The organism is Vibrio atypicus, from assembly GCF_009811315.1.
In the GTDB taxonomy this organism is placed as follows: domain Bacteria; phylum Pseudomonadota; class Gammaproteobacteria; order Enterobacterales; family Vibrionaceae; genus Vibrio; species Vibrio atypicus.
Window position 1 is genome coordinate 112,672 of sequence record NZ_BLID01000006.1, and the last position, 24,780, is coordinate 137,451.

25 protein-coding genes and 1 other RNA gene are annotated in these 24,780 nt (G+C 44.8%); 18 read left to right on the top strand and 8 right to left on the bottom strand.

Annotation, left to right across the window (positions count from 1 at the left end; translation table 11 throughout):
* Positions 1-4: 4 nt before the first annotated feature.
* The gene (locus GVO60_RS13850; protein WP_159655383.1) at positions 5-451 is read left to right on the top strand and encodes a hypothetical protein; all 447 of its coding nucleotides are present in this window, start codon (positions 5-7) and stop codon (positions 449-451) included.
* Between the two features lie 82 nt (positions 452-533).
* Here the strand turns inward: GVO60_RS13850 and tolC are convergent, their stop codons facing one another.
* Positions 534-1,844: an outer membrane channel protein TolC gene (gene tolC, locus GVO60_RS13855; RefSeq protein WP_159655016.1), complete on the bottom strand. Its 1,311-nt coding sequence runs from the start codon at positions 1,842-1,844 to the stop codon at positions 534-536.
* A gap of 233 nt (positions 1,845-2,077) precedes the next feature.
* Between tolC and nudF the strand changes: the two genes are divergently transcribed.
* From nudF to parC, 6 genes are all read left to right on the top strand, one after another.
* Positions 2,078-2,707, top strand: coding sequence for an ADP-ribose diphosphatase (gene nudF, locus GVO60_RS13860; RefSeq protein WP_159655018.1), 630 nt, complete (start codon positions 2,078-2,080; stop codon positions 2,705-2,707).
* Positions 2,695-3,135 carry a DUF1249 family protein gene (locus tag GVO60_RS13865; RefSeq protein WP_159655020.1) on the top strand — a complete coding sequence of 147 codons (441 nt, stop codon included), beginning with the start codon at positions 2,695-2,697 and terminating at the stop codon, positions 3,133-3,135. The genes nudF and GVO60_RS13865 overlap by 13 nt, the downstream gene beginning before the upstream one ends.
* Positions 3,136-3,145: 10 nt before the next feature.
* Positions 3,146-3,964 (top strand): 3',5'-cyclic-AMP phosphodiesterase, encoded by an 819-nt coding sequence (gene cpdA, locus GVO60_RS13870; RefSeq protein WP_159655022.1) that lies wholly within the window; start codon positions 3,146-3,148, stop codon positions 3,962-3,964.
* 8 nt (positions 3,965-3,972) lie between these two features.
* Entirely contained in the window at positions 3,973-4,554 is a 582-nt protein-coding gene (yqiA, locus tag GVO60_RS13875; protein ID WP_159655024.1) for an esterase YqiA, read from the top strand.
* A gap of 223 nt (positions 4,555-4,777) precedes the next feature.
* Positions 4,778-6,658 (top strand): DNA topoisomerase IV subunit B, encoded by a 1,881-nt coding sequence (gene parE, locus GVO60_RS13880; RefSeq protein ID WP_159655026.1) that lies wholly within the window; start codon positions 4,778-4,780, stop codon positions 6,656-6,658.
* A 3-nt stretch (positions 6,659-6,661) separates the two neighbouring features.
* A complete protein-coding gene (gene parC / locus GVO60_RS13885) occupies positions 6,662-8,944 on the top strand; it encodes a DNA topoisomerase IV subunit A (RefSeq protein WP_159655028.1) in 2,283 nt (760 codons plus the stop codon).
* A 76-nt stretch (positions 8,945-9,020) separates the two neighbouring features.
* Here the strand turns inward: parC and degS are convergent, their stop codons facing one another.
* The 3 genes from degS to zapG form a co-directional block, all read right to left on the bottom strand.
* A complete protein-coding gene (degS, locus tag GVO60_RS13890; protein ID WP_159655030.1) occupies positions 9,021-10,082 on the bottom strand; it encodes an outer membrane-stress sensor serine endopeptidase DegS in 1,062 nt (353 codons plus the stop codon).
* 118 nt (positions 10,083-10,200) lie between these two features.
* On the bottom strand, positions 10,201-11,568 hold the full coding sequence (locus GVO60_RS13895) for a DegQ family serine endoprotease (RefSeq protein WP_159655032.1): 1,368 nt from the start codon (positions 11,566-11,568) through the stop codon (positions 10,201-10,203).
* A gap of 122 nt (positions 11,569-11,690) precedes the next feature.
* Complete coding sequence (zapG, locus tag GVO60_RS13900; RefSeq protein ID WP_159655034.1) at positions 11,691-12,146, bottom strand: Z-ring associated protein ZapG; 456 nt, start codon at positions 12,144-12,146, stop codon at positions 11,691-11,693.
* A gap of 152 nt (positions 12,147-12,298) precedes the next feature.
* Here zapG and zapE point away from each other — a divergent pair, with 152 nt between their 5' ends.
* The 8 genes from zapE (at position 12,299) to sspB (ending at position 18,629) form a co-directional block, all read left to right on the top strand.
* Entirely contained in the window at positions 12,299-13,402 is a 1,104-nt protein-coding gene (gene zapE, locus GVO60_RS13905) for a cell division protein ZapE (protein ID WP_159655036.1), read from the top strand.
* A gap of 244 nt (positions 13,403-13,646) precedes the next feature.
* Positions 13,647-14,075 (top strand): 50S ribosomal protein L13, encoded by a 429-nt coding sequence (rplM, locus tag GVO60_RS13910; RefSeq protein WP_005372872.1) that lies wholly within the window; start codon positions 13,647-13,649, stop codon positions 14,073-14,075.
* Positions 14,076-14,090: 15 nt separating this feature from the next.
* Positions 14,091-14,483, top strand: a complete 393-nt coding sequence (rpsI, locus tag GVO60_RS13915; protein ID WP_159655038.1) for a 30S ribosomal protein S9 — start codon at positions 14,091-14,093, stop codon at positions 14,481-14,483.
* Positions 14,484-14,810: 327 nt separating this feature from the next.
* The gene (petA, locus tag GVO60_RS13920; protein WP_159655040.1) at positions 14,811-15,404 is read left to right on the top strand and encodes a ubiquinol-cytochrome c reductase iron-sulfur subunit; all 594 of its coding nucleotides are present in this window, start codon (positions 14,811-14,813) and stop codon (positions 15,402-15,404) included.
* Positions 15,404-16,669: a cytochrome b gene (locus GVO60_RS13925; RefSeq protein WP_159655042.1), complete on the top strand. Its 1,266-nt coding sequence runs from the start codon at positions 15,404-15,406 to the stop codon at positions 16,667-16,669. The genes petA and GVO60_RS13925 overlap by 1 nt, the downstream gene beginning before the upstream one ends.
* Complete coding sequence (locus GVO60_RS13930; RefSeq protein WP_159655044.1) at positions 16,666-17,403, top strand: cytochrome c1; 738 nt, start codon at positions 16,666-16,668, stop codon at positions 17,401-17,403. Before GVO60_RS13925 ends, GVO60_RS13930 begins: the two co-directional genes overlap by 4 nt.
* A gap of 97 nt (positions 17,404-17,500) precedes the next feature.
* The gene (sspA, locus tag GVO60_RS13935) at positions 17,501-18,136 is read left to right on the top strand and encodes a stringent starvation protein SspA (RefSeq protein ID WP_159655046.1); all 636 of its coding nucleotides are present in this window, start codon (positions 17,501-17,503) and stop codon (positions 18,134-18,136) included.
* A 10-nt stretch (positions 18,137-18,146) separates the two neighbouring features.
* Positions 18,147-18,629, top strand: coding sequence for a ClpXP protease specificity-enhancing factor (gene sspB / locus GVO60_RS13940; protein ID WP_159655048.1), 483 nt, complete (start codon positions 18,147-18,149; stop codon positions 18,627-18,629).
* 68 nt (positions 18,630-18,697) lie between these two features.
* Here sspB and GVO60_RS13945 read toward each other — a convergent pair whose 3' ends face one another.
* From GVO60_RS13945 to GVO60_RS13960, 4 genes are read right to left on the bottom strand one after another with little or no spacing between them, the layout of a single operon-like run.
* Positions 18,698-19,267 (bottom strand): BON domain-containing protein, encoded by a 570-nt coding sequence (locus GVO60_RS13945; protein WP_159655050.1) that lies wholly within the window; start codon positions 19,265-19,267, stop codon positions 18,698-18,700.
* A 3-nt stretch (positions 19,268-19,270) separates the two neighbouring features.
* Positions 19,271-19,861: a phosphoheptose isomerase gene (locus tag GVO60_RS13950; protein ID WP_159655052.1), complete on the bottom strand. Its 591-nt coding sequence runs from the start codon at positions 19,859-19,861 to the stop codon at positions 19,271-19,273.
* Between the two features lie 3 nt (positions 19,862-19,864).
* Complete coding sequence (locus GVO60_RS13955) at positions 19,865-20,230, bottom strand: YraN family protein (protein WP_159655054.1); 366 nt, start codon at positions 20,228-20,230, stop codon at positions 19,865-19,867.
* Entirely contained in the window at positions 20,217-22,031 is a 1,815-nt protein-coding gene (locus GVO60_RS13960; RefSeq protein WP_159655056.1) for a penicillin-binding protein activator, read from the bottom strand. Before GVO60_RS13960 ends, GVO60_RS13955 begins: the two co-directional genes overlap by 14 nt.
* Positions 22,032-22,094: 63 nt before the next feature.
* Here GVO60_RS13960 and rsmI point away from each other — a divergent pair, with 63 nt between their 5' ends.
* From rsmI to rsmH, 3 genes are all read left to right on the top strand, one after another.
* Entirely contained in the window at positions 22,095-22,958 is an 864-nt protein-coding gene (gene rsmI / locus GVO60_RS13965) for a 16S rRNA (cytidine(1402)-2'-O)-methyltransferase (RefSeq protein WP_159655058.1), read from the top strand.
* A 251-nt stretch (positions 22,959-23,209) separates the two neighbouring features.
* Positions 23,210-23,642, top strand: an RNA gene (gene rnpB, locus GVO60_RS13970) — RNase P RNA component class A.
* A 186-nt stretch (positions 23,643-23,828) separates the two neighbouring features.
* A complete protein-coding gene (gene rsmH / locus GVO60_RS13975) occupies positions 23,829-24,779 on the top strand; it encodes a 16S rRNA (cytosine(1402)-N(4))-methyltransferase RsmH (protein WP_159655060.1) in 951 nt (316 codons plus the stop codon).
* Position 24,780 lies beyond the last annotated feature (1 nt).

Below are 24,780 nucleotides of genomic sequence, written 5' to 3' on the forward strand. Positions count from 1 at the left end.
GATGATGAAAAAAGTGGCATTGTTATCGCTAGGTGCAGCATTACTGGTTGGGTGTGCAACTCAACCTGTTGTGTGGGAACAACCGAATCAAATTACGGTGGAGCAGGCAACCGTGGAGCTTAAGAGCAATCTTTGGATCAATAAGATGCCAACAATTGGTGAAGTGCAAGAGAGCAACTTACATGGCGCATTGTACCTTGAATCGGACAAAGCACTACCTGCAGAGCTTGATGTAGAAAGTATTTCAATTAAGCAGGGTGATGAAAGCTGGGTCATAGACGGTGATCTTTTAGAGCTGCGTACGCACAATCAAAATCAATGGGAAGTGGCGTTTGTTTGGCAGTTTGCTATCGACCCTGAGCAACCTGTTGATGTGGCTTTGCAACTAACTATTAATAATCAGCAAGATTGGTTGGTCGAAAAAAATGTTAAAATCGATACGGTTTACTAAAACAAACTAACCCTAAGTATGAACTCGAGACAAAAAAAATAGCTAACGGTGACGTTAGCTATTTTTTTAGGAACAATCTTACTTATTTCTTGGCTGTTTTAAGGCCTGCGTTGATGTCCATAATGTCTTGTTCGCTTAGTGTACCTACGGCTTGACGTAATTGTAGAACACTTAGGATATAGTCGTAACGCGCGTTAGATAGGTTCTTGTTTGCATCATATAGACGACGTGTTGAATCAAGAACATCAACGATGGTACGAGTACCTACATCAAAACCAGCTTCTGTGGCTTCAAGTGCTGATTCTGCTGACACTACCGTTTGCTCGTAAGCACGTAGTGCACCGATTGAAGCACTGATGTTGTTATTAAATGCGCGAACATCTTTCACAACGCTACGGTATTGAGCTTCAAGATCTTGGCTTGCAGCAACATAGCTGTATTCAGCCTGCTTAGTTTGCGAACTGATGTTACCACCTGTGTAAAGCGGTACTGCTAGGTTAACACCAACACTAAAGTCAGAAGCATCGCCTTCAGAGAAGTTGTTGCTGTTACGCTCGTCACCATAGTTATAGCCACCATCAAGAGTTAGCGATGGTAGGTGACCAGAACTTGCCAGTGAGATTTGGTCTTTCGCTACGTCTTGAGCAATACGAGCTGATAGTAGGCTTAAGTTTTGCTGCTGCGCTTCTTCAATTAATTGGTTAATTGGCGTTTGAGTACGAGTCGCTGAGAAACGTTTAGTATCTAACACGTCTAGAGAAGCGTGCTCTTGACCTGTAATCTCACGTAGACCTTCGTAGCTGTTGATTAGGCTGTTCTCTGCAAGAACTTCATCTGCCAGTACTGCATCATATTGTGCTTGCGCATCGTGTACGTCAGTGATTGCAGATAGACCTACTTCAAAACGCTGTTTTGTCTGTTCTAGTTGACGACCAACAGCCGCTTTTTCAGCTTGAACAAAGACTAGGTTATCTTGAGCGCGAAGCACATCAAAGTAAGCTTGTGATACTCGTAAGATTAAAGCCTGTTGAGCCGCTGCATAAGAAGCATCAGCTTGACGAGCGCTTTTCTCAGAGACATCAAGTGTTAACCAGCTCGAACGTTGGTAAAGCTCTTGCGAGAAGTTAATACCTGCCGTGAGCTTATCGCTATCACGAGAATCTACATCACTACGGTTAATGTTGTAGCCAGCATTTAAGGTGATTTGTGGCAATAGACTAGAGCGGCTAGAAGTTACGGCTTCGAAAGCGGCATCACGCTGCGCTGCGGCACTCAATAGTGTTGGATCATTTTCTTTCGCTTGATTGTAGATCTCAGCGAGTGTGTCAGCAAAAGCGTTGGTACTCATGCTGCCTAATGCTGCACTGATAAATAGTGGAAGCAGTTTCTTCATAGGTCCTATTCCTGCCAATATATGAAAAGGGTTACTGTTCAAGAGTTTACCCCATACTGATGTGAATTCGTGCAAAACTTTGCATTTTTTTACACTTAACTGTCCGACTGTGCAATATATTTAATTACTCAATTTAACTATTAATATAAAAATTATATAAAAAGTTGAGCCATATCCTTGGAAGTTAAGCTTTTGTCTGAGTAAACTATAAGATTCACTCAGCGAGGTGCCAAATGCAACCATCTGACAAACCACAAGGTGAGTTTACTCCCCAAGATGTGGAAATAATCTCAAAAGAGACACTTTTCAAAGGTTTCTTCAGCATGATTAAGTATCGCTTTCGACATAAGTTGTTTGAAGGCGGTTGGAGTCAGCCTATAGAAAGAGAAATGTTTGAACGTGGTCATGCTGCTGCGATGTTGCCGTATGATCCTGTGACCGATCAGGTGGTGATTATCGAGCAGATTCGAGTGGGTGCACTTGAACATGCTTCACCGTGGCAGATGGAAATCGTTGCTGGCATCATTGATAGTGGTGAAACCGCTGAAGACGTCGTTAGACGTGAAGCTGTTGAAGAGGCTGGTATCGAAGTCGCTAATTTAGAAAAAGTGACTTCTTATTATCCTTCTTCTGGTGGCTGCTCAGAAATGCTGGATGTGTATGTCGGAAAAGTCGATGCATCAACCGCACAGGGCGTTCATGGTTTAGACTATGAAGGTGAAGACATTAAAGTTCACGTCATTAGCCGGGTGGAGGCTTATGAATGGGTACTGAATGGAAAATTTGAAAATGGAGCTTCTATCATTGCTTTACAATGGTTACAGCTCAATTACCAACGTTTAAGAAGCGAATGGCACAAGTAGCAATGAAAAAGCCGTATCATGTTGATTTAGCTGAACTGATGCGCACATACGAAACAAATTATGCCAAGCTCAACGCTCTCATTCCTATCAATGCGAGTGTAGGAGAGGTTCGTTGCTATCAAGCTGCTAACATGACGTATCAAATTCAAGTGGGCGAAGTCACAAAGTACACAACTTTGGTCGATATTTGTCAAAGTGATGACGTTCCGGTATTTCCATTGCCAAAAATGTCTGTCAGGCTCTACCACGATGCTCGCGTAGCAGAAGTATCTCAATGTGAACATTTGAAACGCATAAATGCTCGCTATGACTACCCCAACGACAAAATGGTTCAACAGGATGAAAAAGCACAATTGAATCGTTTCTTGGGAGATTGGTTAACGTTTTGTCTACGGCATGGTATTAGCCGGACGCCGATCAATATTTAGGTTTGTAATTTTGAAAGTAACGTCAAGTTCATCAGATGGCAGCATAAGACTGCTCCAAATTACTGACACTCACCTGTTTGAAGCAACGGATGGTGGTTTGCTAAGTGTAAACACCGGAGAGAGTTTTAAAGCGGTTGTAGATGCAGTCATCGAGCAAGAGTGCGTTTATGATGCACTTTTAGCGACCGGTGATATCTCGCAAGATCATAGTGAAGCCTCTTACCAGCGTTTTGAGCAAGGCATTGCACCTTTGGAAAAGCCTTGTTACTGGTTACCTGGAAATCACGACTATAAACCCAATATGTCGACGGTCATTCCATCCGATCAAATTCAGCAAGTGGAACACGTTTTATTGGGTGAACATTGGCAAATGATCTTGCTTGATTCACAAGTCGTGAGTGTGCCTCATGGCCGTCTTAGTGATCAGCAGTTAGAGTTACTGGATGAGAAACTCGCGCAGCATTCAGATCGTCATACCCTTGTTTTACTTCATCATCACCCGATTTTAGTTGGTAGTGCTTGGCTTGATCAGCATACTTTGAAAGATGCACAAGATTTTTGGCAAGTGGTAGAAAAGCACAGTAATGTCAAAGCTGTGCTATGTGGGCATGTTCACCAAGATATGAATGTTCTGCACAAAGGCGTTCGCGTAATGGCAACACCTTCTACTTGTGTTCAGTTTAAGCCTAACTCCGATGATTTTGCTTTAGATACGCTTTCTCCTGGTTGGCGTGAGTTGACGCTTGAAGCCAGCGGAAACCTTGAGACGGTAGTTAAACGCCTTCCCATTGGCAGCTTCCAACCTGATTTTAACTCAGCAGGCTATTAAGGTCGGTTATGAAACCCTCACTACTTCTTTATATTCATGGCTTTAACAGCTCACCGCTTTCTCACAAGGCCAATGTCATGCGTGAGTATTGCGAGCAACACCGCTCGGATATCAAAGTTGTGGTACCGAAGTTGCCATGCTTTCCAGAGCAAGCGAGTGAGTTGTTGCTCGAGATTGTTGCTCAGTACCAATCTGATTATCGTATTGCCTTAGTCGGCAGCTCACTTGGCGGATATATGTCGATGTGGCTCAACCAGCAGTTTGGTTTTAGGGCTGTGGTGGTCAATCCGGCAATCAAACCATATGAATTGCTGGTGGATTACTTAGGTGAGCAAGTAAACCCGTATACCAATGAACGCTATATACTCGAAGATAAGCACATTGATGAATTAAAAGCACTCGATACGCCAACGATTCGTGAGCCAAGTGAATTTTGGTTATTGCAGCAAGAGGGCGACGAGGTGCTCGATTATCGTCAAGCGGTAAGTAAATTTAACGGCGCAAAACAGACGGTTGAGCCAGACGGCGATCATAGTTTTATCGACTTTGAGCGTTATCCTGAACAAATCATCAAATTTCTACAACTTTAACTTATGTGACCCTCATTGAGCGTAGAGTCATAAATTTACCTGTTACTTACTTATCTCGCTTGACATCATAACGTCTCTTCCAGACTATGTTTCTCCTGTGTTGAGCAGAATGCAAAGCGATTAGAGTTTGTTCGTTTTCGCGATTTTTTAATCGAATTATTAGAAAGCACATTCACCCGCCTGCTTAGCTACTCATTTATTCTTTATAAAGATATCCCGTATTATGACTGAACAATATAATGCGAAAGACCTCTCTGTCCTCGAAGGTCTTGACCCAGTACGACATCGCCCTGGTATGTATACCGAAACGGAGCGCCCGAACCACCTCGCCCAAGAGGTAATTGATAACTCGGTTGATGAAGCGCTCGCGGGCCATGCAAAGAAGATAAAAGTCATTCTCCATGCTGACCAATCACTTGAAGTGATCGATGATGGTCGAGGCATGCCGGTTGATATTCACCCTGAGAAAGGTATCTCGGGTGTTGAACTTATTATGACCAAGCTACACGCTGGTGGTAAGTTCTCTAACGACAACTACAAGTTTTCTGGTGGTTTACACGGTGTAGGTATTTCGGTTGTAAATGCCCTGTCCAAACGTGTTGAAGTTACGGTAAGACGTGGCGGCGAAATTCATGAAATTGCGTTTGAAAGCGGTAATGCTGTAACAGAATTGACGGTAACAGGCACATGTGGTCACCGTAATACAGGTACGTCAGTTCACTTCTGGCCAGATGCTAAATACTTCGATAGCTACAAATTCTCCGCATTGCGCTTGGTAAACAACTTACGTGCGAAAGCGGTACTTTGCCCAGGCTTAGAGATTACCTTTAGCGATAAGGTCAACAACGAAGAACACAAGTGGTTCTACGAAGACGGTCTTAAAGATTATCTGGCTGAAGGCGTTAAAGGCTATGAGGTCCTGCCGGAAGAACCTTATATCGGTGAATTCACCGCGGAAACAGAAATGGCGACTTGGGCTGTGATTTGGCAGCCAGAAGGCGGCGAGATGATCACCGAGAGCTACGTTAACTTGGTACCAACCAAACAAGGTGGTACACACGTTAATGGTCTGCGCCAAGGCCTATTGGATGCGATGCGTGAGTTCTGCGAATTCCGTAACTTGCTACCACGTGGTGTTAAGTTAACCGGTGACGATATCTTCGATCGCTGCTCTTACGTTTTGTCCGTTAAGATGCAAGACCCTCAGTTTGCAGGTCAAACTAAAGAGCGCCTATCTTCTCGTCAAACCGCAGCTTTTGTATCTGGCGTGGTAAAAGATGCCTTTAGTTTATGGCTGAACGAAAAACCTCAACTTGCTGAGCAGTTGGCAGAAGTCTGTATTGCTAACGCTCATCGTCGTATGCGCGCAAGTAAAAAAGTGGTGCGTAAGAAGGTTGCCTCAGGCCCTGCACTGCCAGGTAAACTAACCGACTGTTCTGTACAAGATCTTAATCGCACTGAAATCTTCTTTGTCGAGGGTGACTCGGCGGGCGGCTCTGCGAAACAAGCTCGTGATCGTGAATTCCAAGCGGTGATGCCACTGCGCGGTAAAATTCTTAATACGTGGGAAGTTTCGGCTGATCAGGTATTAGCGTCTCAAGAAGTACACGACATCTCGGTTGCGCTTGGTATTGATCCTGACAACGATGATCTCAATGGTCTACGCTACGGTAAAATCTGTATCCTTGCCGATGCGGACTCGGATGGTCTTCATATAGCAACGCTGCTGTGTGCTCTATTTACTCGCCATTTCCGAGCTCTTGTGGAAGCGGGTCATATCTATGTTGCAATGCCTCCTCTATATCGTATCGATTGTGGCAAAGAAGTTTTCTATGCCTTAGATGACGATGAGAAAGAGGGCATCTTAGAGCGCCTATCGAAGAAGAAAGCCAAAATCAACGTGCAGCGATTCAAAGGTCTGGGTGAGATGAACCCGCTACAGCTGCGTGAAACAACCATGGATCCAAATACTCGTCGTCTGGTTCAGTTAACCATTGATGACAATGAGCAGACCATGGAAATGATGGATATGTTGCTAGGCAAGAAGCGTGCGGATGACCGCCGAGCTTGGTTGCAATCTAACGGTGATATGGCAGAGGTTTAACGGATGTCTACAGAAATTACATACGATGGCGTAGAACAACTGCCAATGCGCAAGTTCACTGAAGACGCTTATCTGAACTATTCGATGTACGTAATTATGGACCGCGCATTGCCGTACATTGGTGATGGATTAAAACCGGTTCAGCGACGCATCATCTACGCAATGTCAGAGCTTGGTCTCTCGGCGGCGGCTAAATATAAAAAATCTGCACGTACGGTTGGTGACGTGTTAGGTAAATACCATCCACATGGCGACTCGGCGTGTTATGAAGCGATGGTATTGATGGCTCAGCCATTCTCTTACCGTTATCCACTGGTTGACGGTCAAGGTAACTGGGGGGCGCCAGACGATCCAAAATCGTTCGCGGCAATGCGTTATACCGAAGCGAAGCTGTCTAAGTTTGCTGAAGTGCTACTTGGGGAGCTAGGTCAAGGTACGGTTGAATGGCAACCAAACTTTGATGGCACCATGAAAGAGCCGCAGATGCTACCTGCGCGTCTGCCTCATATTCTTTTAAATGGTGTTACGGGTATTGCGGTTGGTATGGCAACGGATATCCCGCCACATAACGTGCGTGAAGTGGCCGATGCCGCTATCCACCTGATTGACCATCCGAAAGCAGAACTGTCGGATGTAATGAACTTTGTTCAAGGCCCAGATTACCCAACAGAAGCCGAAATTATCTCGCCTAAGGCAGATCTTGAGAAGATCTACCGTACTGGCCGTGGCAGCATTAAGATGCGCGCAGTTTGGCACAAAGAAGGCTCTGATATTGTTATCACTGCTTTGCCACACCAAGTGTCGGGCGCGAAGTTGCTTGAGCAGATTGCCAACCAGATGCGCGCGAAAAAGCTACCAATGGTGGACGATCTGCGTGACGAGTCGGATCACGAGAACCCAACACGTATTGTGGTGGTGCCTCGCTCAAACCGTATCGATTGCGATCAGTTAATGAATCATTTGTTTGCGTCAACGGATTTAGAAAAGAACTTCCGCGTAAACTTGAACATGATTGGCCTCGACAATCGCCCTCAAGTGAAAGGTTTGGTACAGATTCTTTCAGAGTGGATTGAGTTCCGTCGTACAACAGTTCGTCGTCGTCTTCAGTACCGTCTTGATAAAGTGATGGCGCGTTTGCACATCCTCGAAGGTTTGTTGATTGCGTATCTAAACCTAGATGAAGTGATCGAGATCATTCGTACCGAAGATGATCCTAAAGCTGTATTGATGGCTCGTTTTGGTATTACCGATATTCAAGCGGATGCGATTCTAGACACCAAACTTCGTCACCTAGCTAAGCTAGAAGAGATGAAAATCCGTGGCGAGCAAGATGAGCTTGAAAAAGAGCGTGAGAAGCTAGAGAAGCTACTAGGCTCTGAGCGCCGTATGAATACGCTGCTTAAGAAAGAGATCCAGGCGGACGCTGATAAGTATGGCGATGATCGCCGTTCTCCGCTAGTTGAACGTGCAGAAGCGAAGGCGCTAACTGAGCGTGACCTTGTTCCAAGTGAGCCAATAACAGTAGTTCTATCTGAAAAAGGTTGGATTCGTCATGCGAAAGGGCACGATGTTGATGCTGAAACCTTGAGCTATAAGTCAGGTGATAACTACTTGGCGCATGCTCGTGGTAAGAGTAATCAACAAGCCGTGTTCCTTGGTAGTGACGGTCGAAGCTATTCATTAGAATCGCACTCGTTACCTTCTGCACGTAGTCAAGGTGAACCGATTACAGGTCGCCTTAACATCACAGCAGGCAGTAATATTCGTCAAGTCATCATGGGTGAAGAAGAGCAACTATGGTTAGTTGGCTCTGATGCGGGTTATGGTTTTGTTTGTAAGGGCAGCGACCTGTTGTCTAAGAACCGCAGTGGTAAAGCGCTTGTCACTCTACCTGCGAATGCGGAAGTGATGACGCCGAAAGCGATATCAGATTTAGACTCAGATGAAATTGTCGTTATTACTAACCAAGGCCGTATGCTCTTGTTCCCAATAAAAGACTTGCCGCAATTGGCGAAGGGTAAAGGCAACAAGATCATTAATATTCCGGCAGCAAAAGCGAAGGATCGTGAAGAGATTCTTTCTCATCTTCTTGCTGTGCCAAAAGATGCAACCTTAACGCTTTATGCTGGCAAGCGTAAGCTAGGTTTGAAACCATCTGATTTGGAAAACTTCCGAGGTGAACGTGGCCGACGTGGTGGCTTGCTGCCAAGAGGCTTACAACGTGTGACTCGCATAGAGATTGAGTCAGCATCGGCAAGTTCAAGCGAAGAAAGCGAAGAGTCATAAATAAAAAATCCCATGCACTGCATGGGATTTTTTTGTTCTACTATTTGTCAGTGAGAAGCTAGGTATCGAGAACTAATTAACGGGTGTCTTCCGCTATGGTAACACTGAGCGTTTTCTCTTTACCTTTACGTAGTATCAACACATCCACCACTGTGCCTGGTCTTAACTCGGTAACAATATCTAGAACACTTTGGCGACCATTTATCTTTTGCCCATCAATTTTTAAGATGATGTCTTGTGCTTCAAAGCCTGCAGCTGCAGCTGGCCCATTAGGATCAACGCCCAATACGACAATACCACCCAGATGCTCATTGCCTAGTAGGCGAGAAGTTACTGAGTTGATGTCTTGCCCATCTACACCAATGTAGCCGCGTATAACTCGGCCATCAGCAATGATTTTCTGCATGATTTTATTGGCTAGTGAATATGGGATCGCAAAAGAAATACCGTAAGTTTCAAGCTCAGTGGCTTGTTGGAATGAAGCTGTGTTAATACCAACGAGTTCACCACGAGTATTGACCAATGCGCCTCCAGAGTTACCTTCATTGATTGCGGCATCAGTTTGAATAAAGGCTTGGCGGCCATCTGCGCTGATAGAAGAGCGACCCGTCGCTGAAATTATGCCGAAAGTCGTGGTTTGGCCTAAGTTGTATGGGTTACCAATGGCGAGGACGATATCACCAACCTTAGGCGAGTACTCTGGGTTTAAAGGAATGACAGGCAAGTTAGAGCCTTCAACGCGTAAAATGGCAATGTCAGTACGACGATCTTTACCTACGAGTTGAGCTGCAGCAACTCGGCCATCTTGCAGCGCGACAATGATTTGATCGGCTTGAGCAACAACATGGTAGTTAGTAATAATGTAGCCTTTTTCACTGACGATAACACCCGAGCCTAAGCCTTGAGTTAATAGTTTAGAGCGGTCCGCCTCAGTGTATTTGCGACTGTAGATATTAACCACGGCTGGAGCAGCACTTCTTACGGCATGATTGAAAGAGACTTGTTGCTGAGCGTCATCTTTAGAGGGTTCTAATGACACTTGGGGAAGAATATTGCTTCTAAGTGAAGGTAATGCGAGCAGCAAAAGAGCAGCGGTTGCTAACCCTAAACCTACCGAACGCACTATGAATTGCAGCATACTATTCTCTTCTCATGTCAATCAGTTATAAGTTGCGAAAGAATAGCACTAGATGGGGGATTAATAAAAGGACAGCTGAAGCTACAACTGTCCTTTCAGGGAGAGGTCGCGTTTTGACTTATCGAATCACAAGATAAATGGTTCGATCGCCTCGTTGAACATTAAGGGCTAATACCCCCGGGTGTTTTTCAACGACTTTGCGGAACTCAGCCAGATTCTTCACTCGCTGACGGTTAACGCCAATGATGATATCACCTTGTTCAAGTTGGTAGTTGTCTGCATTCGACCCTTGCTCAACAGAGGTCACTTTAATCCCTTGAATCGAATCACTTGAGTTGGTATTCGATAGTTCTGCGCCCGTTAAACCTTCATGAAGTTTATCAGCAGAGGCTTTGGCATTTTGCATTTCACCTAAGGTCACATCGAAGTCTTTAGCCTTTCCATCTCGAATGATGCCTAAAGTAATAGTTTTGCCTGCGCCTAGTGTCGCGACTTTCGCACGCAACTCACTGAAGGAGTTGATTGATTTACCATTGACTGAAACAATCACGTCGCCTGCTTCAAGACCACCTTTATCGGCTGCGCTATCTGGAACAACTTGGCTCACAAACGCGCCTTTACTTGACTCATAGCCGAGAGCTTCTGCCAGCTCAGAGGTGATCTCTCCACCTTGAACACCTAACATACCGCGTTTCACTTCACCAAACTCTAAGATTTGATTAGTTAGGTTGGTCATCATGTTGGACGGTATAGCAAAACCAATTCCGACATTGCCGCCATTTGGCCCTAAGATGGCTGTATTAATACCAATCAATTCACCATTGAGGTTCACCAGAGCGCCGCCCGAGTTACCACTATTAATTGCAGCATCGGTTTGAATGAAGTTCTCGAAGTTCTCCAAATTTAAGCCGCTTCGCCCCAAGGCTGAAACAATCCCTGATGTGACTGTTTGACCTAAGCCAAATGGGTTACCAATGGCTACCGTAAAGTCACCGACTCGTAGCGCATCTGAATCCGCCATCTTGATTTGCGTGAGGTTCTTGGCTTTCTCTAATTTGAGTAGGGCGACATCTGACATTTGATCACCACCTACTAATTCAGCGTTGTATTCACGACCATCATGTAATTTGACGCGGATTTTCTCTGCGCCATTGATGACGTGATAGTTGGTAACGATATAGCCTTTCTTAGCGTTGATGATAACGCCTGAGCCTAATCCCCTAAAAGGACGCTCTTGTAACTGCTCTGCTGGAAAGTCTGGTCCGAAGAAAAATCGGAACTGCTCTGGGATCTGTTGTTTAGATACTTGAGTTCCTTCAACGGAAATACTGACGACCGCAGGGGTGACTTTTTTTAGCATGGGAGCAAGACTAGGAAGCTGCTCACCATTAACGGAAAGTGGCAATGCTGCAGTGGCAGGCATTGGCGCGATGATTGAACTTAAGCTTAGTGATAGGACGGTTAAAGCAAGCAAAGGTTTTTTCATCTGATAACTCCTATGTGATTAGTCCCTTAGATTTAATATTTTGCTTGGAAACAAAAAATCAATGGGAACATATGAGAGTTATGACTCAAAAACCTTTGCAAAGTTCACCAATTAAATTGGTGTTATGACGCTTTTGCTGTGACGACTTGTTCTGAATCGAGAATTTCTTTTCTCTCTTCTTTTAGTAGGCCCGTTGCACCTGAGGCATAATCTTTTGGTGCCTCATCTGATGAAGGTGAAACTTCCTCAGTCACTGTTTCATCAGGTTGGCTTTGCGCTGCCACTTTCTTATTGAACGGGTTATCTTGCACTGGAATATTTGGCAGTAGCTCAGAAGAGGTTTTAGCCATATGTTGGTACAGTTTTGTGTACTCTTTACCCAGTGAGTCGAGCATTTCTGCTGTTTGAGCAAAGTGGTCAGCAAGGTCTTGCTTCTGCTGCTCTAATTCAAACTTTGCTGTTTCTAATTCTTTCTGCGTGCTTTTCTGCTTTTTGTATCCAGGAGTCGTTAGACGAGAAATGATGACACCTAACAAAATCCCAACAAGCAAACCAACTAGGGCGTAAATCCAAGGCATATTAGCTCCTTATTGTTGTTATTTAACATGTTTATTACTACTTAGTTACACATGTTCAGATGACATGGTACTATGAGAGACTCAACCAATAAAGAAAAATGCATGTGCTCTACATAGCAGTTTCAACTCTTCTTCTGTAGGTCAATGAAGACATGACGCCCTTAGATAACTATCAAAAAGACATTAAAGATCATGGTTTTCAGCAAGATGCAGCCCAGCTTAAAGCGGTGACTGCGTTAGATACGCTTTACCATGAATTTATCCAATATGTGAATATGCCCGTTGAAAAAATGACGGGATGGAAAAGCTGGTTTGGTAAAAAGCCAGAGCAACCTATCGCGCCCAAAGGTCTCTATTTTTGGGGTGGTGTAGGGCGGGGTAAAACCTACTTAATGGATACCTTCTTTGATGCACTTCCGACAGAGAAAAAGATGCGAGTGCATTTTCACCGCTTTATGTATCGGGTCCATGATGAGTTAAATGCACTGGGGGATGTGAATGATCCATTGGAGCTGGTGGCGGATACCTTTAAAGCGGAAGCAGAAATTATCTGTTTCGATGAATTCTTCGTTTCAGATATAACCGATGCCATGATCCTCGGCACTTTGTTTCAAGCGCTGTTTAAAAGAGGGGTGGTTTTGGTGGCAACATCAAATATCCCGCCAGAAGATCTGTACCGAAATGGTTTGCAACGTGCTCGCTTCTTACCTGCGATTAAACTGATTCAAGAAAATTGCATAGTGCTTAATGTCGATAGTGGTATTGATTATCGCCTACGAACCTTGGAACAGGCTGAGATTTACCATCATCCACTCGATGAACAAGCAAACAAGAATCTACATCGTTATTTTGAGCAACTTGTTGGTGAAGAGCGACATGGTGAGCAAAGTATTGATATAAACCATCGTCAGATTGAAGTGGTTGAAACATCGGAAGGGGTGTTACACGCAACATTCGCTCAGTTATGCCAAACGGCACGAAGCCAAAATGACTATATTGAACTCTCGCGTATTTATCATACCGTCTTGCTTGCAGATGTCGTCAAAATGGACCGCGCAATTGATGATGCGGCGCGCCGTTTTATTGCGTTAGTGGATGAATTTTACGAGCGAAATGTGAAATTAATCATCTCAGCAGAAGTGGCTTTAGAAGAGTTGTACAGTGATGGCTTGCTCGAATTTGAGTTCAAACGTTGCCAATCTCGATTGATTGAAATGCAAAGCCATGACTATCTAGCAAAAGAGCATTTAGCTTAAAAAATTGCTAATCAGCAATAGAATGAAAAAAAATACATTTTTTGCTGAAAAAGAGGTGATTTTTTCAACTGACTTCTCTATAATCCTGCGACCCACCGTTACTGCAGACCTTGATTATCGAAGGTATTTCGACATAACGGGTCGAGAGAACCAACCACTCGAAGGGGTGTTGACTGGACTCTTAGTCAGTGGGAGCATATTGCTCCTTAAGTGTAAATTTAAATATAAACGGGTTATTATTAGCATGAAAACTTTCGTTGCTAAACCAGAAACTGTAAAACGCGACTGGTACGTTGTAGACGCTGAAGGTAAAACTCTTGGTCGTCTAGCAAGTGAAATTGCATCTCGCCTACGTGGCAAACACAAAGCTGAATACACTCCTCACGTTGACACTGGTGATTACATCATCGTTATCAATGCTGAGAAAGTTGCTGTAACAGGTAACAAAGCTAAGAACAAAGTATACTACCGTCACTCTGAGTTCCCAGGCGGCCTAAAATCAATCACTTTTGAAAAGCTGATCGATCGTAAGCCTGAAATGGCTCTTGAGCTAGCAGTTAAAGGTATGCTACCACGTGGTCCTCTAGGCCGTGCTATGTACCGTAAGCTGAAAGTTTACGCTGGCGCTGAGCACAACCATGTTGCTCAACAACCTCAAGTACTAGACATCTAATCGGGGATTTCGAAAATGGCAGAGAATCAATACTACGGCACTGGCCGTCGCAAAAGCTCAGCTGCGCGTGTTTTCATTAAACCAGGCAGCGGCAACATCGTAATCAACAAGCGTAGCCTTGATGAGTACTTCGGTCGTCCAACTTCTCGCATGGTTGTTAAACAGCCTCTAGAGCTAGTTGAACTAACTGAGAAACTAGACCTATACATCACTGTTTCTGGTGGTGGTATTTCTGGTCAAGCTGGTGCTATCCGTCACGGTATCACTCGCGCTCTAATGGAATACGATGAGTCTTTCCGTCCTGCTCTACGTGCAGCTGGTTACGTTACTCGTGACGCTCGTTGCGTTGAACGTAAGAAAGTTGGTCTACGTAAAGCACGTCGTCGTCCACAGTTCTCTAAGCGTTAATTTCCTTTTCGGAAATTATACCGCTCCAGTTTTACTGGGATTGTGGTTCAAAGCTCGGCTATATGCCGAGCTTTTTGTTTTTCTATTCAAAAAAAATCCCTTCTAATCTCTCGTTTTTCCTAAGTTTTGTCTGACTTATGCCCCTTTTGTGACCTCACTGGCGATTCGCCTCACAAATGTTACAAAAAGGTAGCTTTATCTTGTCAAAAAGTAGGGTTTTATTTATCATTTGCCATCAAATAAATACAACTAAATTCGTATTTTGTTAGCCATGCTCTTTAAGCGGAATATCAATAGTCCACAGGGAGCAAATGGGAGAATGTTTGGATGAGCAATGCGCCTTTAAATAACGGTCGCAGACGTTTCCTAACTGCTACAACAGCTGTTGTTGGTGGTCTTGGAGCAGCTGCTGTCGCCGTTCCTTTTATTAAATCTTGGAACCCAAGTGAAAAAGCCAAAGCTGCGGGTGCCCCTGTCGAAGTCGACATTGGCAAACTCGAAGAAGGTCAGATGGTTCGTGTTGAATGGCGTGGTAAACCTGTATGGGTTGTCCGTCGTGCACAATCAGTGGTCGAGACCCTTAAAGGTCTTGATGGCCAGCTACGTGACCCAGCTTCAGGCGAAGAACAACAACCAACTTATGCTCAAAACGCTTACCGCTCAATTAAGCCAGAGTATTTCGTTGCTGTTGGTATCTGTACACACCTTGGTTGTTCACCGACTTATTTACCTGACAGTTTTAGCGAACAAGTTCAGGGTGTGAAATCTGGTTTCTTCTGTCCATGTCATGGTTCGAAGTTTGACATGGCAGGCCGTGTATTCCAGGGCGTTCCTGCGCCACTTAACCTAGTCGTACCTAAACACATGTACCTGAGTGATACTAAGATCATTATCGGTATCGATGAAGGAGGGGAGGCATAATGCAAGCTCTACTTGATTGGGTCGAAAAACGCATACCCGCAATGAATGCGTATAAAAAGCACCTTTCTGAGTACCCGATGCCAAAGAACTTTAACTTTTGGTATTTGTTCGGTTCACTCGCAATGCTTGTTTTGGTTAACCAGATCCTGACAGGTATCTGGCTAACAATGAACTACGTTCCATCTGGTGATGGTGCATTCGCGTCAATCGAATACATCATGCGTGATGTAGAGTACGGTTGGTTATTGCGTTACATGCACTCAACAGGCGCTTCTGCGTTCTTCGTTGTTGTTTATCTGCACATGTTCCGTGGTCTTATCTACGGTTCATACCAGAAACCTCGTGAACTGCTGTGGATCTTCGGTATGTTGATCTTCTTGGTATTGATGGCTGAAGCATTCATGGGTTACCTACTACCATGGGGTCAGATGTCTTACTGGGGTGCTCAGGTTATCATTTCTCTGTTTGGTGCTATTCCTGTTATTGGTGATGACCTAACATTGTGGATTCGTGGTGACTACGTAATTTCTGGTGCGACACTGAACCGTTTCTTCGCACTCCACGTTATTGCTCTACCAATTGTACTTCTGTTGCTTATCGTGCTTCACGTACTAGCATTACACGAAGTTGGTTCGAATAACCCAGACGGTATCGAAACTAAGCTTCCTAAAGGCTCAATGGGCGATGACTACAAAACTCAGTTCCCATTCCATAAGGATTACACCAAGAAATACGATATCATCGATTCTATTCCTTTCCACCCGTACGGGACTGTGAAAGATATGGTAGGTGTTGCTGGTTTCCTATTCTTGTTCTGTTACGTGCTGTTCTTTAACCCAGAAATGGGTGGATACTTCCTTGAGCCGCCTAACTTTGAAGCTGCAAACCCGCTGAAAACGCCAGAGCACATCGCTCCTGTATGGTACTTCACTCCGTTCTACGCGATCCTTCGTGCGGTTCCGGATAAGCTATTAGGCGTAGTAGCAATGGGCGCGTCTATTGTGGTTCTATTTGTTCTACCATGGTTGGATCGCTGTAAGGTTCGTTCTTACCGCTACCGTAGCAAATTCCATTTATTCAATATCATCCAGTTCACTATTAGCTTTATCGCGCTAGGTATTTTGGGTGCGCTTCCAGCGACACCAACCTACACGCTACTAGCTCAGATCTTTAGCTTAGCTTACTTCATGTTCTTTGTACTGCTGTACTTCTACAGTAAGAATGAAGCGACGAAGCCACTACCAGAAAGGGTGACATTCAAATGAAAAAATGGATTTTAGTTTTCTTTGCTATGCTGCCTTCTCTGGCGATGGCAGCGGGCGCAAATGTACCGCTAGACAAAGCGAACAATGACCTATCAGACCAAGCTTCGTTACAGAACGGTGCGAAGCTGTTCATGAACTACTGTTTTGCTTGTCACTCAACTCAATACCAGCGTTACGAGCGTGTTGCACGTGATATCGGTATCCCAGTTGAACTACTGAAAGATAACCTGATTTTTGATCCTGAAGCGAAAGTTGGTGATCTGATGGTTAACGCAATACCACAAGAATCAGCAGCGAAATGGTTTGGTGCTCCACCACCAGATCTAACACTGGTTGCTCGCGTTCGTGGTACAGATTGGCTCTACACTTACTTGCGTTCTTTCTATGAAGACCCAAGCCGCCCATTTGGTGTAAACAATATTGTTTTCCCAAGTGTTGGTATGCCACACGTGCTAGAAGAGCTTCAAGGTATTCCTACGCCTGTATACGAAACACATGTTGTTGATGGCGAAGAAGTTACTAAAGTGGTTGGCGTTGAGTCTGATGGTTCAGGTGAAATGAACACTGAAGAGTATGACAACGCGGTTCGCGACCTCGTTAATTTCTTAGAGTATTCAGGCGACCCAGTGAAGCTTGAACGTCATGCTCTTGGTTGGTGGGTAATGGCTTTCCTTGTTATCTTCGCAATCGTTGTAGTACTACTTAAGAAAGAGTATTGGCGTGATGTGCACTAATTGTGCTACGATACCGTGCTAATTCCCAATTTTTAATCTTAACAATGGAGGCATAGCCTCCATTGTTTTTATCGTTGTAAGTGTGCTGGAGGGCTCCATGGCTGTAGCTGCCAATAAACGTTCTGTGATGACTCTGTTTTCAAGTGCATCTGATATGTATAGCCATCAGGTACGTATTGTCCTGGCGGAAAAAGGCGTAAGTGTAGAAGTAGAACTTGTAGATGAAATGAATCTACCTGCTGAGCTTATTGAACTTAACCCGTACAAAACGGTACCGACTCTAGTTGATCGTGAGCTAGCGCTTTACGACTCTAAAATCATCATGGAATACTTGGACGAGCGTTTTCCTCATCCACCATTGATGCCTGTATACCCAGTAGCTCGTGGTAACAGTCGTCTGATGATTTACCGTATTGAGAGAAACTGGTACACACTAGCTGAGAAAGTAGTAAAAGGTTCAGCGGAAGAGTCTGAATCTGCACGTAATAAACTACGTAACGATCTACTGACTCTAGCGCCAGTGTTTGCAGAATACGAATACTTTATGAGCGAAGAGTTCAGCCTAATCGACTGCTACTTAGCACCGTTATTATGGCGTCTTCCTCAGCTTGGTATTGAGCTTGTAGGCCCAGGTTCGAAAGAACTTAAAGTGTACATGAACCGAGTATTCGAACGTGATTCATTCCTAGCTTCTCTTACTGAAGCTGAGCGTGAAATGCGCCTAACTCGCTAATTCGTCACTGATGGATATTGCGAATATGACACCACGCCGCCCGTATATGCTGCGCGCATTTTACGAGTGGTTGGTGGACAATGAACTAACGCCACACCTTGTTGTTGCGGCGACGTTACCTGGTGTACGTGTTCCTGACGAGTTTGTTCAAGATGGTCAAATCATTTTGAATATCGCGCCTAGAGCCGTAGGTAATCTTGAGCTTGGCAACGAAGCGATTACGTTTAATGCGCGTTTTAGTGGCCGTCCTCACTCGGTGAACGTTCCTCTATATGCGGTTCAAGCTATCTATGCTCGTGAAAACGGTGCAGGTACAATGTTCGAGCCAGAAGATGCATATATGGATGAGTTTGAAGAAGAAGAGTTGATTGTTGAAGAAGAGTTAAGCCCTCTTTCTGTCGCTTCTGAACAAACAGTCGAAAGCACTGAATCTGAGTCTGATGATGAGCCGCCAAGACCGAAAGGTCGTCCGAGCTTACGTGTTGTGAAATAAACACCAGTTAGTAAATAAAAAAGCAGCGATGATTCGCTGCTTTTTTGTATCTGCAAGATGGTAAACGGTTAGTCACCGAACTGAAAAGCTCGAATCACTTGCTTCACATCTGACACATTACGAGCAATATCCGTTGCTATATCTGCATGCTCATGGGAAACATAACCGAGTAGATAGACTTCTTTATCTTCAGTAATCACTTTGATTTTGACGCCATTTAGCTCTGAATTAGCCAGTAATGCAGATTTCACTTTTGTGGTGATCCAGCTATCGTGGCTGATTTGCCCAACAGATAATGGCTGTTTTATCTTCAGTTGGTTGTGAATGGTGTCTACACCTTTGACTTTACGAGCTTGCCCTTCGAACTGTTCACTAAGCTCCGCTGTGTTAGCTTGCCCTAGCAGGATAACCGTTCCATTGTAAGAGCTGGCTGTCACACGGGCGTTACCTCGGAAGGGGGCTTTGTTACCAAGACCTGTGATTTCAAACTCGATATTATTGTCACTCCAAATCTCTTGGGTTGAACGAGGATCAATCACTAGGCTTGCCGTTGTTGCTGCACCAGCGACAAACAAGCCAGCACAGCCAGTCATACTTAGCGCAGCAACGGTCAGAACAAGGGCTCGAAATAGCTTCATAAATTACTCTTCGTGAGCTGGGAACAATACTTGGTCGATAAGATCGCATAAGCAGTGCAGAGTCACCATATGAACTTCGTGAATTCTTGCTGTTCTGTGAGATGGAATACGAATCTCAACGTCATGTTCACCAAGCAATCCAGCCATTTCACCGCCGTCTTTGCCAGTCAGTGCAATGATGGTCATATCGCGCGTTACTGCCGCTTCCATCGCTTTGATGATGTTCTTGCTGTTACCACTGGTAGAAATGGCCAATAAAATATCACCGGTTTGACCGAATGCTCGTACCTGTTTAGAAAAAATCTCTTCATAGTGGTAGTCATTTGCAACGGCGGTGAGCGTGGTGTTGTCGGCTGTCAGTGCCATCGCGGGTAGGCTTGGGCGCTCAGTTTCAAAGCGGTTTAAAAGGCAAGAGACAAACTGTTGCGCATTTGAAGAGGAGCCACCATTACCACAGCAAAGAATTTTGTTGCCGTTTAATAGGCTAGTTACCATAGCTTGTGCTGCGTGGGTAATAGCATCTGGCAGAGCTTCTGCTGCTGCGATTTGAATTTGAATACTTTCTGTAAAGCTGTCTTTAATGCTGTCTAGCATTGTTTATCCTTGAGTTATTGCGTTTTTGATCCACTCGATTTGTTCACCATTTTGATGGATGGCGATTAAGTCAAAGCGAAAATCAGTTGAATAGACGGACAAGCCATTTTTCATCAGCCACACATTGGCTGTTCTAATTAGCTTTTGTATTTTTGAGCGAGTGACAGTCTCTGCAGCATGACCAAAAGCTTGACTCTTTCGGTAGCGCACTTCAACGAAAACAATGCTGTCTTTATCGCGCATGATGAGGTCGAGCTCACCACCTTTAGCAAGGAAGTTTCGCTCAATTAGTGTTAAGCCGCAACTGATAAGATACTTTTCAGCTGCGGCTTCGTATTGTTGACCGGTGGCGCGTTTAGTGCGCAGCACCGTGCTCTGCCCAACTGATTTCACGCTGCACAACGCAGTTCTCATCAATAGTGAGTTGCCCGGTATTACCATTAATCGCGTAACCTGGTACGACTTTCATCTGTGGCAATTGTTCCATTAGGCGGTAAGCATCCATACCTAGTGCTTGAAGGCGTTTCTCTGCGTTGGAGTCTTTCGGCCACAATTGCTCCATTTGATCCTTCAATTTGGCATCAGGTTGAATCAAAAGTGGGATGTCACTGTACATGACTCCTGTGAGATCTTCATATTGGTGGCGGCCACTGTTGCTTCGAGAGTTTGAAAACAGCTTCGGTGGCGTGGTGTCTGGGTTAATTGCAACTTCAATAAATGGCTTGATTAACGTCAGCTCAGCACTGCTTGCGACGATATAAACTGCGTCAACATCACGACGACTGCGTGGTTGGCTCTCTAGTGGGATGCGTAGTAGCGATTCCATTTGCGCAATGTGCTGTTGGCTATCTTGCAGGCCAAAAACTTTGTTGATGTTGCGCTGAAGCTGGCGTTTATCACCAAACAGGTTCACCGCAACTTTATTGCTACTGTGTTTATTCCACTCTTCTTGGAATGCTTCAATCACTCGATTACCAAGACGACCTTGTGGCGCTAAAACTAGTGGGAATTGATAACCTTGCTCGGCAAGGTGTTTAGCTGCCTGAGCGACTTCTTGCTCTGGTGAAAGCGCCAAATAACAGGTACTGGTGCTCGCTTCAATTTCCTCAGGGATGTTCAGCGCAAGCATTGGCATTGGCTTAGCAAAATTCTCTTCGGCACGTTGAAGCTTCTCAATATTGTCTTTGATGAGGGGGCCAACAACGAAGTCTATATTCTTTTCTACCAGCGTTGCTTCTAACTCTTCGATACTGGTTACGTTTGTGTCCACAACAGTAAGAGTTGCATTTTCATCTCGCTCTTTGTCATTCATCATTTCTAGAATGAAACCATCACGAATAAGCTGAGACTGCTTAGCAAATTTACCTGTTAAGGGTAGCAATAGTGCGGTATTGACTGGTTTCGTAATTTCAAGTGCAAGAATATCTCGGATTGCTTGCGGTGTGTATGCCGCCGCTGGGTGATTTGGATTCGCGGCTAACCATTGCTCGATAGATGTTTGAAGTTGTGCTAGTGAGCCCGCTAGGGTTTGGCTATAGGTAGCCAATTGCAACCAACCAGCGAAGGTCGCTTCATCCGGCTGCGCAGTATAGGCGGTTAACTCACCACCAGTATAGCGAGTTAGGTTGTTCCAAACACTATCAGCGATGAACTGCTGATCTTCGACTGGTGCATAAGTGGCTTCTTGGCTTAGTTCACGTGCAGCGGCAAAGTAGTCACCTTGTTTTACCAGCAAAGACGCTCGTAGCTGATGGTATTCTTGCCATTGAGGATCTGAAAGTTGCCATTCAGGGTGGAAGTTTAATAGTGACAGTGCTTCTTCATGCTGATTTTGTTTAATCAGGAGTTCTGCTCGAGCGAGTTGCCATTCGGCTTGTTGCATTTCTGTCATCTGTTGACGAGCAAGGCGCTTAATCAGTAATTCTGATTGAGTCACATCATTAGCCTCAACCGAAGCTTTTAGTGCCATGATCAGCCAATCATTCTGTTTGCTGCCAGAGGTGCTATCTGCACGCATCAGGTAAGTTTGCACAGTCTGATTTGGATCGAGCGTAATATCAACATACTGAGGTGTTGATGGCGTTGAGCTACAAGCTGTTAATATCACAGCAAGGGCTACAGGAGAGAGTAAGCGTGTTACACTGCGTCGCTTATGGTTTTTCATGGCCATGAGTTCTTAATTAATTCCGTATAAAATTGTGTCTATATTAATCGTTGAAGTGATGGTAAACAAATGACAGATAACAAAACCTTACCAACAGAGGTCCCAACTCTCTACATTGTGCCGACTCCCATTGGCAATTTAGGCGATATCACTCAACGTGCGATAGACGTTTTATCTAGTGTTGACCTGATTGCAGCAGAAGATACACGCCATACTGGTAAATTGTTGTCTCACTTTAGTATTCAGACAAAAACTTTTGCCTTGCATGATCATAATGAACAGCAAAAAGCGCAAGTCTTGGTTGAGAAACTTATGGCCGGACACTCAATTGCGTTAGTTTCTGATGCAGGTACACCGTTAATTAGTGATCCAGGATACCATCTGGTCACCAAATGTCGTCAGGCGGGCGTTAAAGTTGTGCCATTGCCGGGGGCATGTGCGGTGATTACAGCTTTGAGTGCGTCCGGTTTGCCTTCTGATCGATTCAGCTTCGAAGGCTTCTTGCCGGCAAAAAGCAAAGGTCGTAAAGACAAGTTCTTAGAGATTGCTAAAGTTGAGCGCACTTGTATCTTTTATGAATCGCCGCACCGCATCGTTGATTCGTTAGAAGATATGCTAGAGATCCTCGGCCCTGACCGTGAGGTTGTGTTAGCTCGTGAGCTCACTAAAACTTTTGAAACGATTCAAGGTATGCCTCTGGGTGAATTAGTTGAATGGGTGAAGTCCGATTCAAACCAACAGCGTGGTGAAATGGCGTTGCTTATCCATGGCGATCGCACGAGTAGTGATGATTCAATCCCAGATGAAGCCACTCGAACGCTAACTATTTTGACCAAAGAGCTACCTTTGAAGAAAGCGGCAGCAATGGCGGCAGAGATCTACAATCTTAAGAAAAATGCGCTCTATAAGTGGGGCTTGGAGAATTTAGATTAATCTGCTCGAGGAAATGACAATCGAGTTTGTTAACTATTTGTCACTTCACATCGTTACCCTCAAGAGTGAGATATGAACGAGTTGGGGATCTCTATTTTGGTGAGAGATTCCCTACTTACTCTTTCGTCGTTCTATGGAATGACCAATCATTGATAACTAACTGCACGCTTTTTGCCCACTTAACACCCTCATTTCATCATATTTGTGATCTTGCTAGACAGCCTGCTTCGAACTCTATACAATCCGCCCTCGGAGTTGACTGGGTAATCGCTGCTCTGTTGATGTCCTTCGGGAGACTGACGTTGAGGTCCTTTTTTGGATACTGACGTTGACGTCCTTCGGGAGACTGACAGAGGGGAGGAACGTCCGGGCTCCATAGAGCAGGGTGCCAGGTAACGCCTGGGGGGCGCGAGCCCACGACAAGTGCAGCAGAGAGAAAACCGCCGATGGCCCGAAAGGGATCAGGTAAGGGTGAAAGGGTGCGGTAAGAGCGCACCGTGCGTCTGGTAACAGTGCGTAGCAAGGTAAACTCCACCCGGAGCAAGACCAAATAGGCTTCCACATTGCGTTGCTCGCGTAAGGAAGCGGGTAGGTTGCTCGAGCCTGTGAGTGATTGCAGGCCTAGACGAATGGTTACCGCCGCGAAAGCGGAGACAGAACCCGGCGTATGTGTCAACTCCACCTATTCGAGACCCATCGTAACTTAATTGTTATGATGGGTTTTTTGCTTTTAATTGACCTAATTTATTTTCTAACTATTAAACTTAGCGCAAAATCACGTGTTCTCACTCGCTAGTGGTGGCGATAAGCCACTAAATCAGTACACTGGAGAATCTGAATTCGTCAATGCGACAGCCACATGAGATAACTATGACCGAAGCATTTAAACACATATCCGTACTTCTTAATGAATCAATTGATGGCTTAGCAATTAAGCCTGATGGTATCTACATTGACGGTACATTCGGTCGCGGTGGTCATAGCCGTACAATCCTATCAAAACTGGGCGAAAATGGTCGCCTCTACAGTATAGACCGCGATCCTCAAGCGATTGCTGAAGCAGGTAAAATCGATGATCCTCGCTTTACGATTATTCACGGTCCATTTTCTGGGATGGCGAATTACGCTGCTGAGTATGGGTTAGTTGGAAAGGTTGACGGCGTACTACTGGATCTTGGTGTCTCTTCTCCGCAACTTGATGATGCTGAGCGTGGCTTTAGCTTCATGAAAGATGGCCCGTTAGATATGCGTATGGATCCAACATCAGGTATTCCAGTATCACAATGGCTGATGGAAGCGGATCTTGACGATATCACTTGGGTGATTCGTGAGTTTGGGGAAGATAAACACGCTCGCCGTATTGCGAAAGCGATTGTGGCTTACCGTGAAAATGAAGAGAACGAACCGATGACTCGTACTGGTCAATTGGCGAAGTTGATTTCAGATGCTGCACCTAAGAGCTTTAAAGAGAAAAAACACCCAGCCACGCGTTCATTCCAAGCGTTTCGCATTTACATCAATAGTGAATTAGAAGAGATAGATACTGCATTGAAAGGTGCAGCAAGTATCTTGGCTCCTGAAGGCCGTCTTTCAGTGATCAGCTTCCACTCTCTTGAAGACCGTATGGTGAAGCGTTTTATCCGTAAAGAGAGCAAAGGCCCTGAAGTTCCACATGGTATTCCAATGACGGAAGATCAAATCAAAGCATTGGGCAGTGCGAACATGAAGCCTGTAGGCAAAGCTATTAAGCCTTCAAAGCAAGAAGTTGAAGTTAATGCTCGTTCTCGCAGTTCAGTATTACGTATTGCTGAAAAACTGTAGT

Bases quoted from the DNA above. Each gene is read 5' to 3' on its own strand.
- GVO60_RS13850 (WP_159655383.1), top strand. From the start codon at position 5: ATGAAAAAAGTGGCATTGTTATCGCTAGGTGCAGCATTACTGGTTGGG.
- tolC (WP_159655016.1), bottom strand. From the start codon at position 1,844: ATGAAGAAACTGCTTCCACTATTTATCAGTGCAGCATTAGGCAGCATG.
- nudF (WP_159655018.1), top strand. From the start codon at position 2,078: ATGCAACCATCTGACAAACCACAAGGTGAGTTTACTCCCCAAGATGTG.
- GVO60_RS13865 (WP_159655020.1), top strand. From the start codon at position 2,695: ATGGCACAAGTAGCAATGAAAAAGCCGTATCATGTTGATTTAGCTGAA.
- yqiA (WP_159655024.1), top strand. From the start codon at position 3,973: ATGAAACCCTCACTACTTCTTTATATTCATGGCTTTAACAGCTCACCG.
- parE (WP_159655026.1), top strand. From the start codon at position 4,778: ATGACTGAACAATATAATGCGAAAGACCTCTCTGTCCTCGAAGGTCTT.
- parC (WP_159655028.1), top strand. From the start codon at position 6,662: ATGTCTACAGAAATTACATACGATGGCGTAGAACAACTGCCAATGCGC.
- degS (WP_159655030.1), bottom strand. From the start codon at position 10,082: ATGCTGCAATTCATAGTGCGTTCGGTAGGTTTAGGGTTAGCAACCGCT.
- GVO60_RS13895 (WP_159655032.1), bottom strand. From the start codon at position 11,568: ATGAAAAAACCTTTGCTTGCTTTAACCGTCCTATCACTAAGCTTAAGT.
- zapG (WP_159655034.1), bottom strand. From the start codon at position 12,146: ATGCCTTGGATTTACGCCCTAGTTGGTTTGCTTGTTGGGATTTTGTTA.
- zapE (WP_159655036.1), top strand. From the start codon at position 12,299: ATGACGCCCTTAGATAACTATCAAAAAGACATTAAAGATCATGGTTTT.
- rplM (WP_005372872.1), top strand. From the start codon at position 13,647: ATGAAAACTTTCGTTGCTAAACCAGAAACTGTAAAACGCGACTGGTAC.
- rpsI (WP_159655038.1), top strand. From the start codon at position 14,091: ATGGCAGAGAATCAATACTACGGCACTGGCCGTCGCAAAAGCTCAGCT.
- petA (WP_159655040.1), top strand. From the start codon at position 14,811: ATGAGCAATGCGCCTTTAAATAACGGTCGCAGACGTTTCCTAACTGCT.
- GVO60_RS13925 (WP_159655042.1), top strand. From the start codon at position 15,404: ATGCAAGCTCTACTTGATTGGGTCGAAAAACGCATACCCGCAATGAAT.
- GVO60_RS13930 (WP_159655044.1), top strand. From the start codon at position 16,666: ATGAAAAAATGGATTTTAGTTTTCTTTGCTATGCTGCCTTCTCTGGCG.
- sspA (WP_159655046.1), top strand. From the start codon at position 17,501: ATGGCTGTAGCTGCCAATAAACGTTCTGTGATGACTCTGTTTTCAAGT.
- sspB (WP_159655048.1), top strand. From the start codon at position 18,147: ATGGATATTGCGAATATGACACCACGCCGCCCGTATATGCTGCGCGCA.
- GVO60_RS13945 (WP_159655050.1), bottom strand. From the start codon at position 19,267: ATGAAGCTATTTCGAGCCCTTGTTCTGACCGTTGCTGCGCTAAGTATG.
- GVO60_RS13950 (WP_159655052.1), bottom strand. From the start codon at position 19,861: ATGCTAGACAGCATTAAAGACAGCTTTACAGAAAGTATTCAAATTCAA.
- GVO60_RS13960 (WP_159655056.1), bottom strand. From the start codon at position 22,031: ATGGCCATGAAAAACCATAAGCGACGCAGTGTAACACGCTTACTCTCT.
- rsmI (WP_159655058.1), top strand. From the start codon at position 22,095: ATGACAGATAACAAAACCTTACCAACAGAGGTCCCAACTCTCTACATT.
- rsmH (WP_159655060.1), top strand. From the start codon at position 23,829: ATGACCGAAGCATTTAAACACATATCCGTACTTCTTAATGAATCAATT.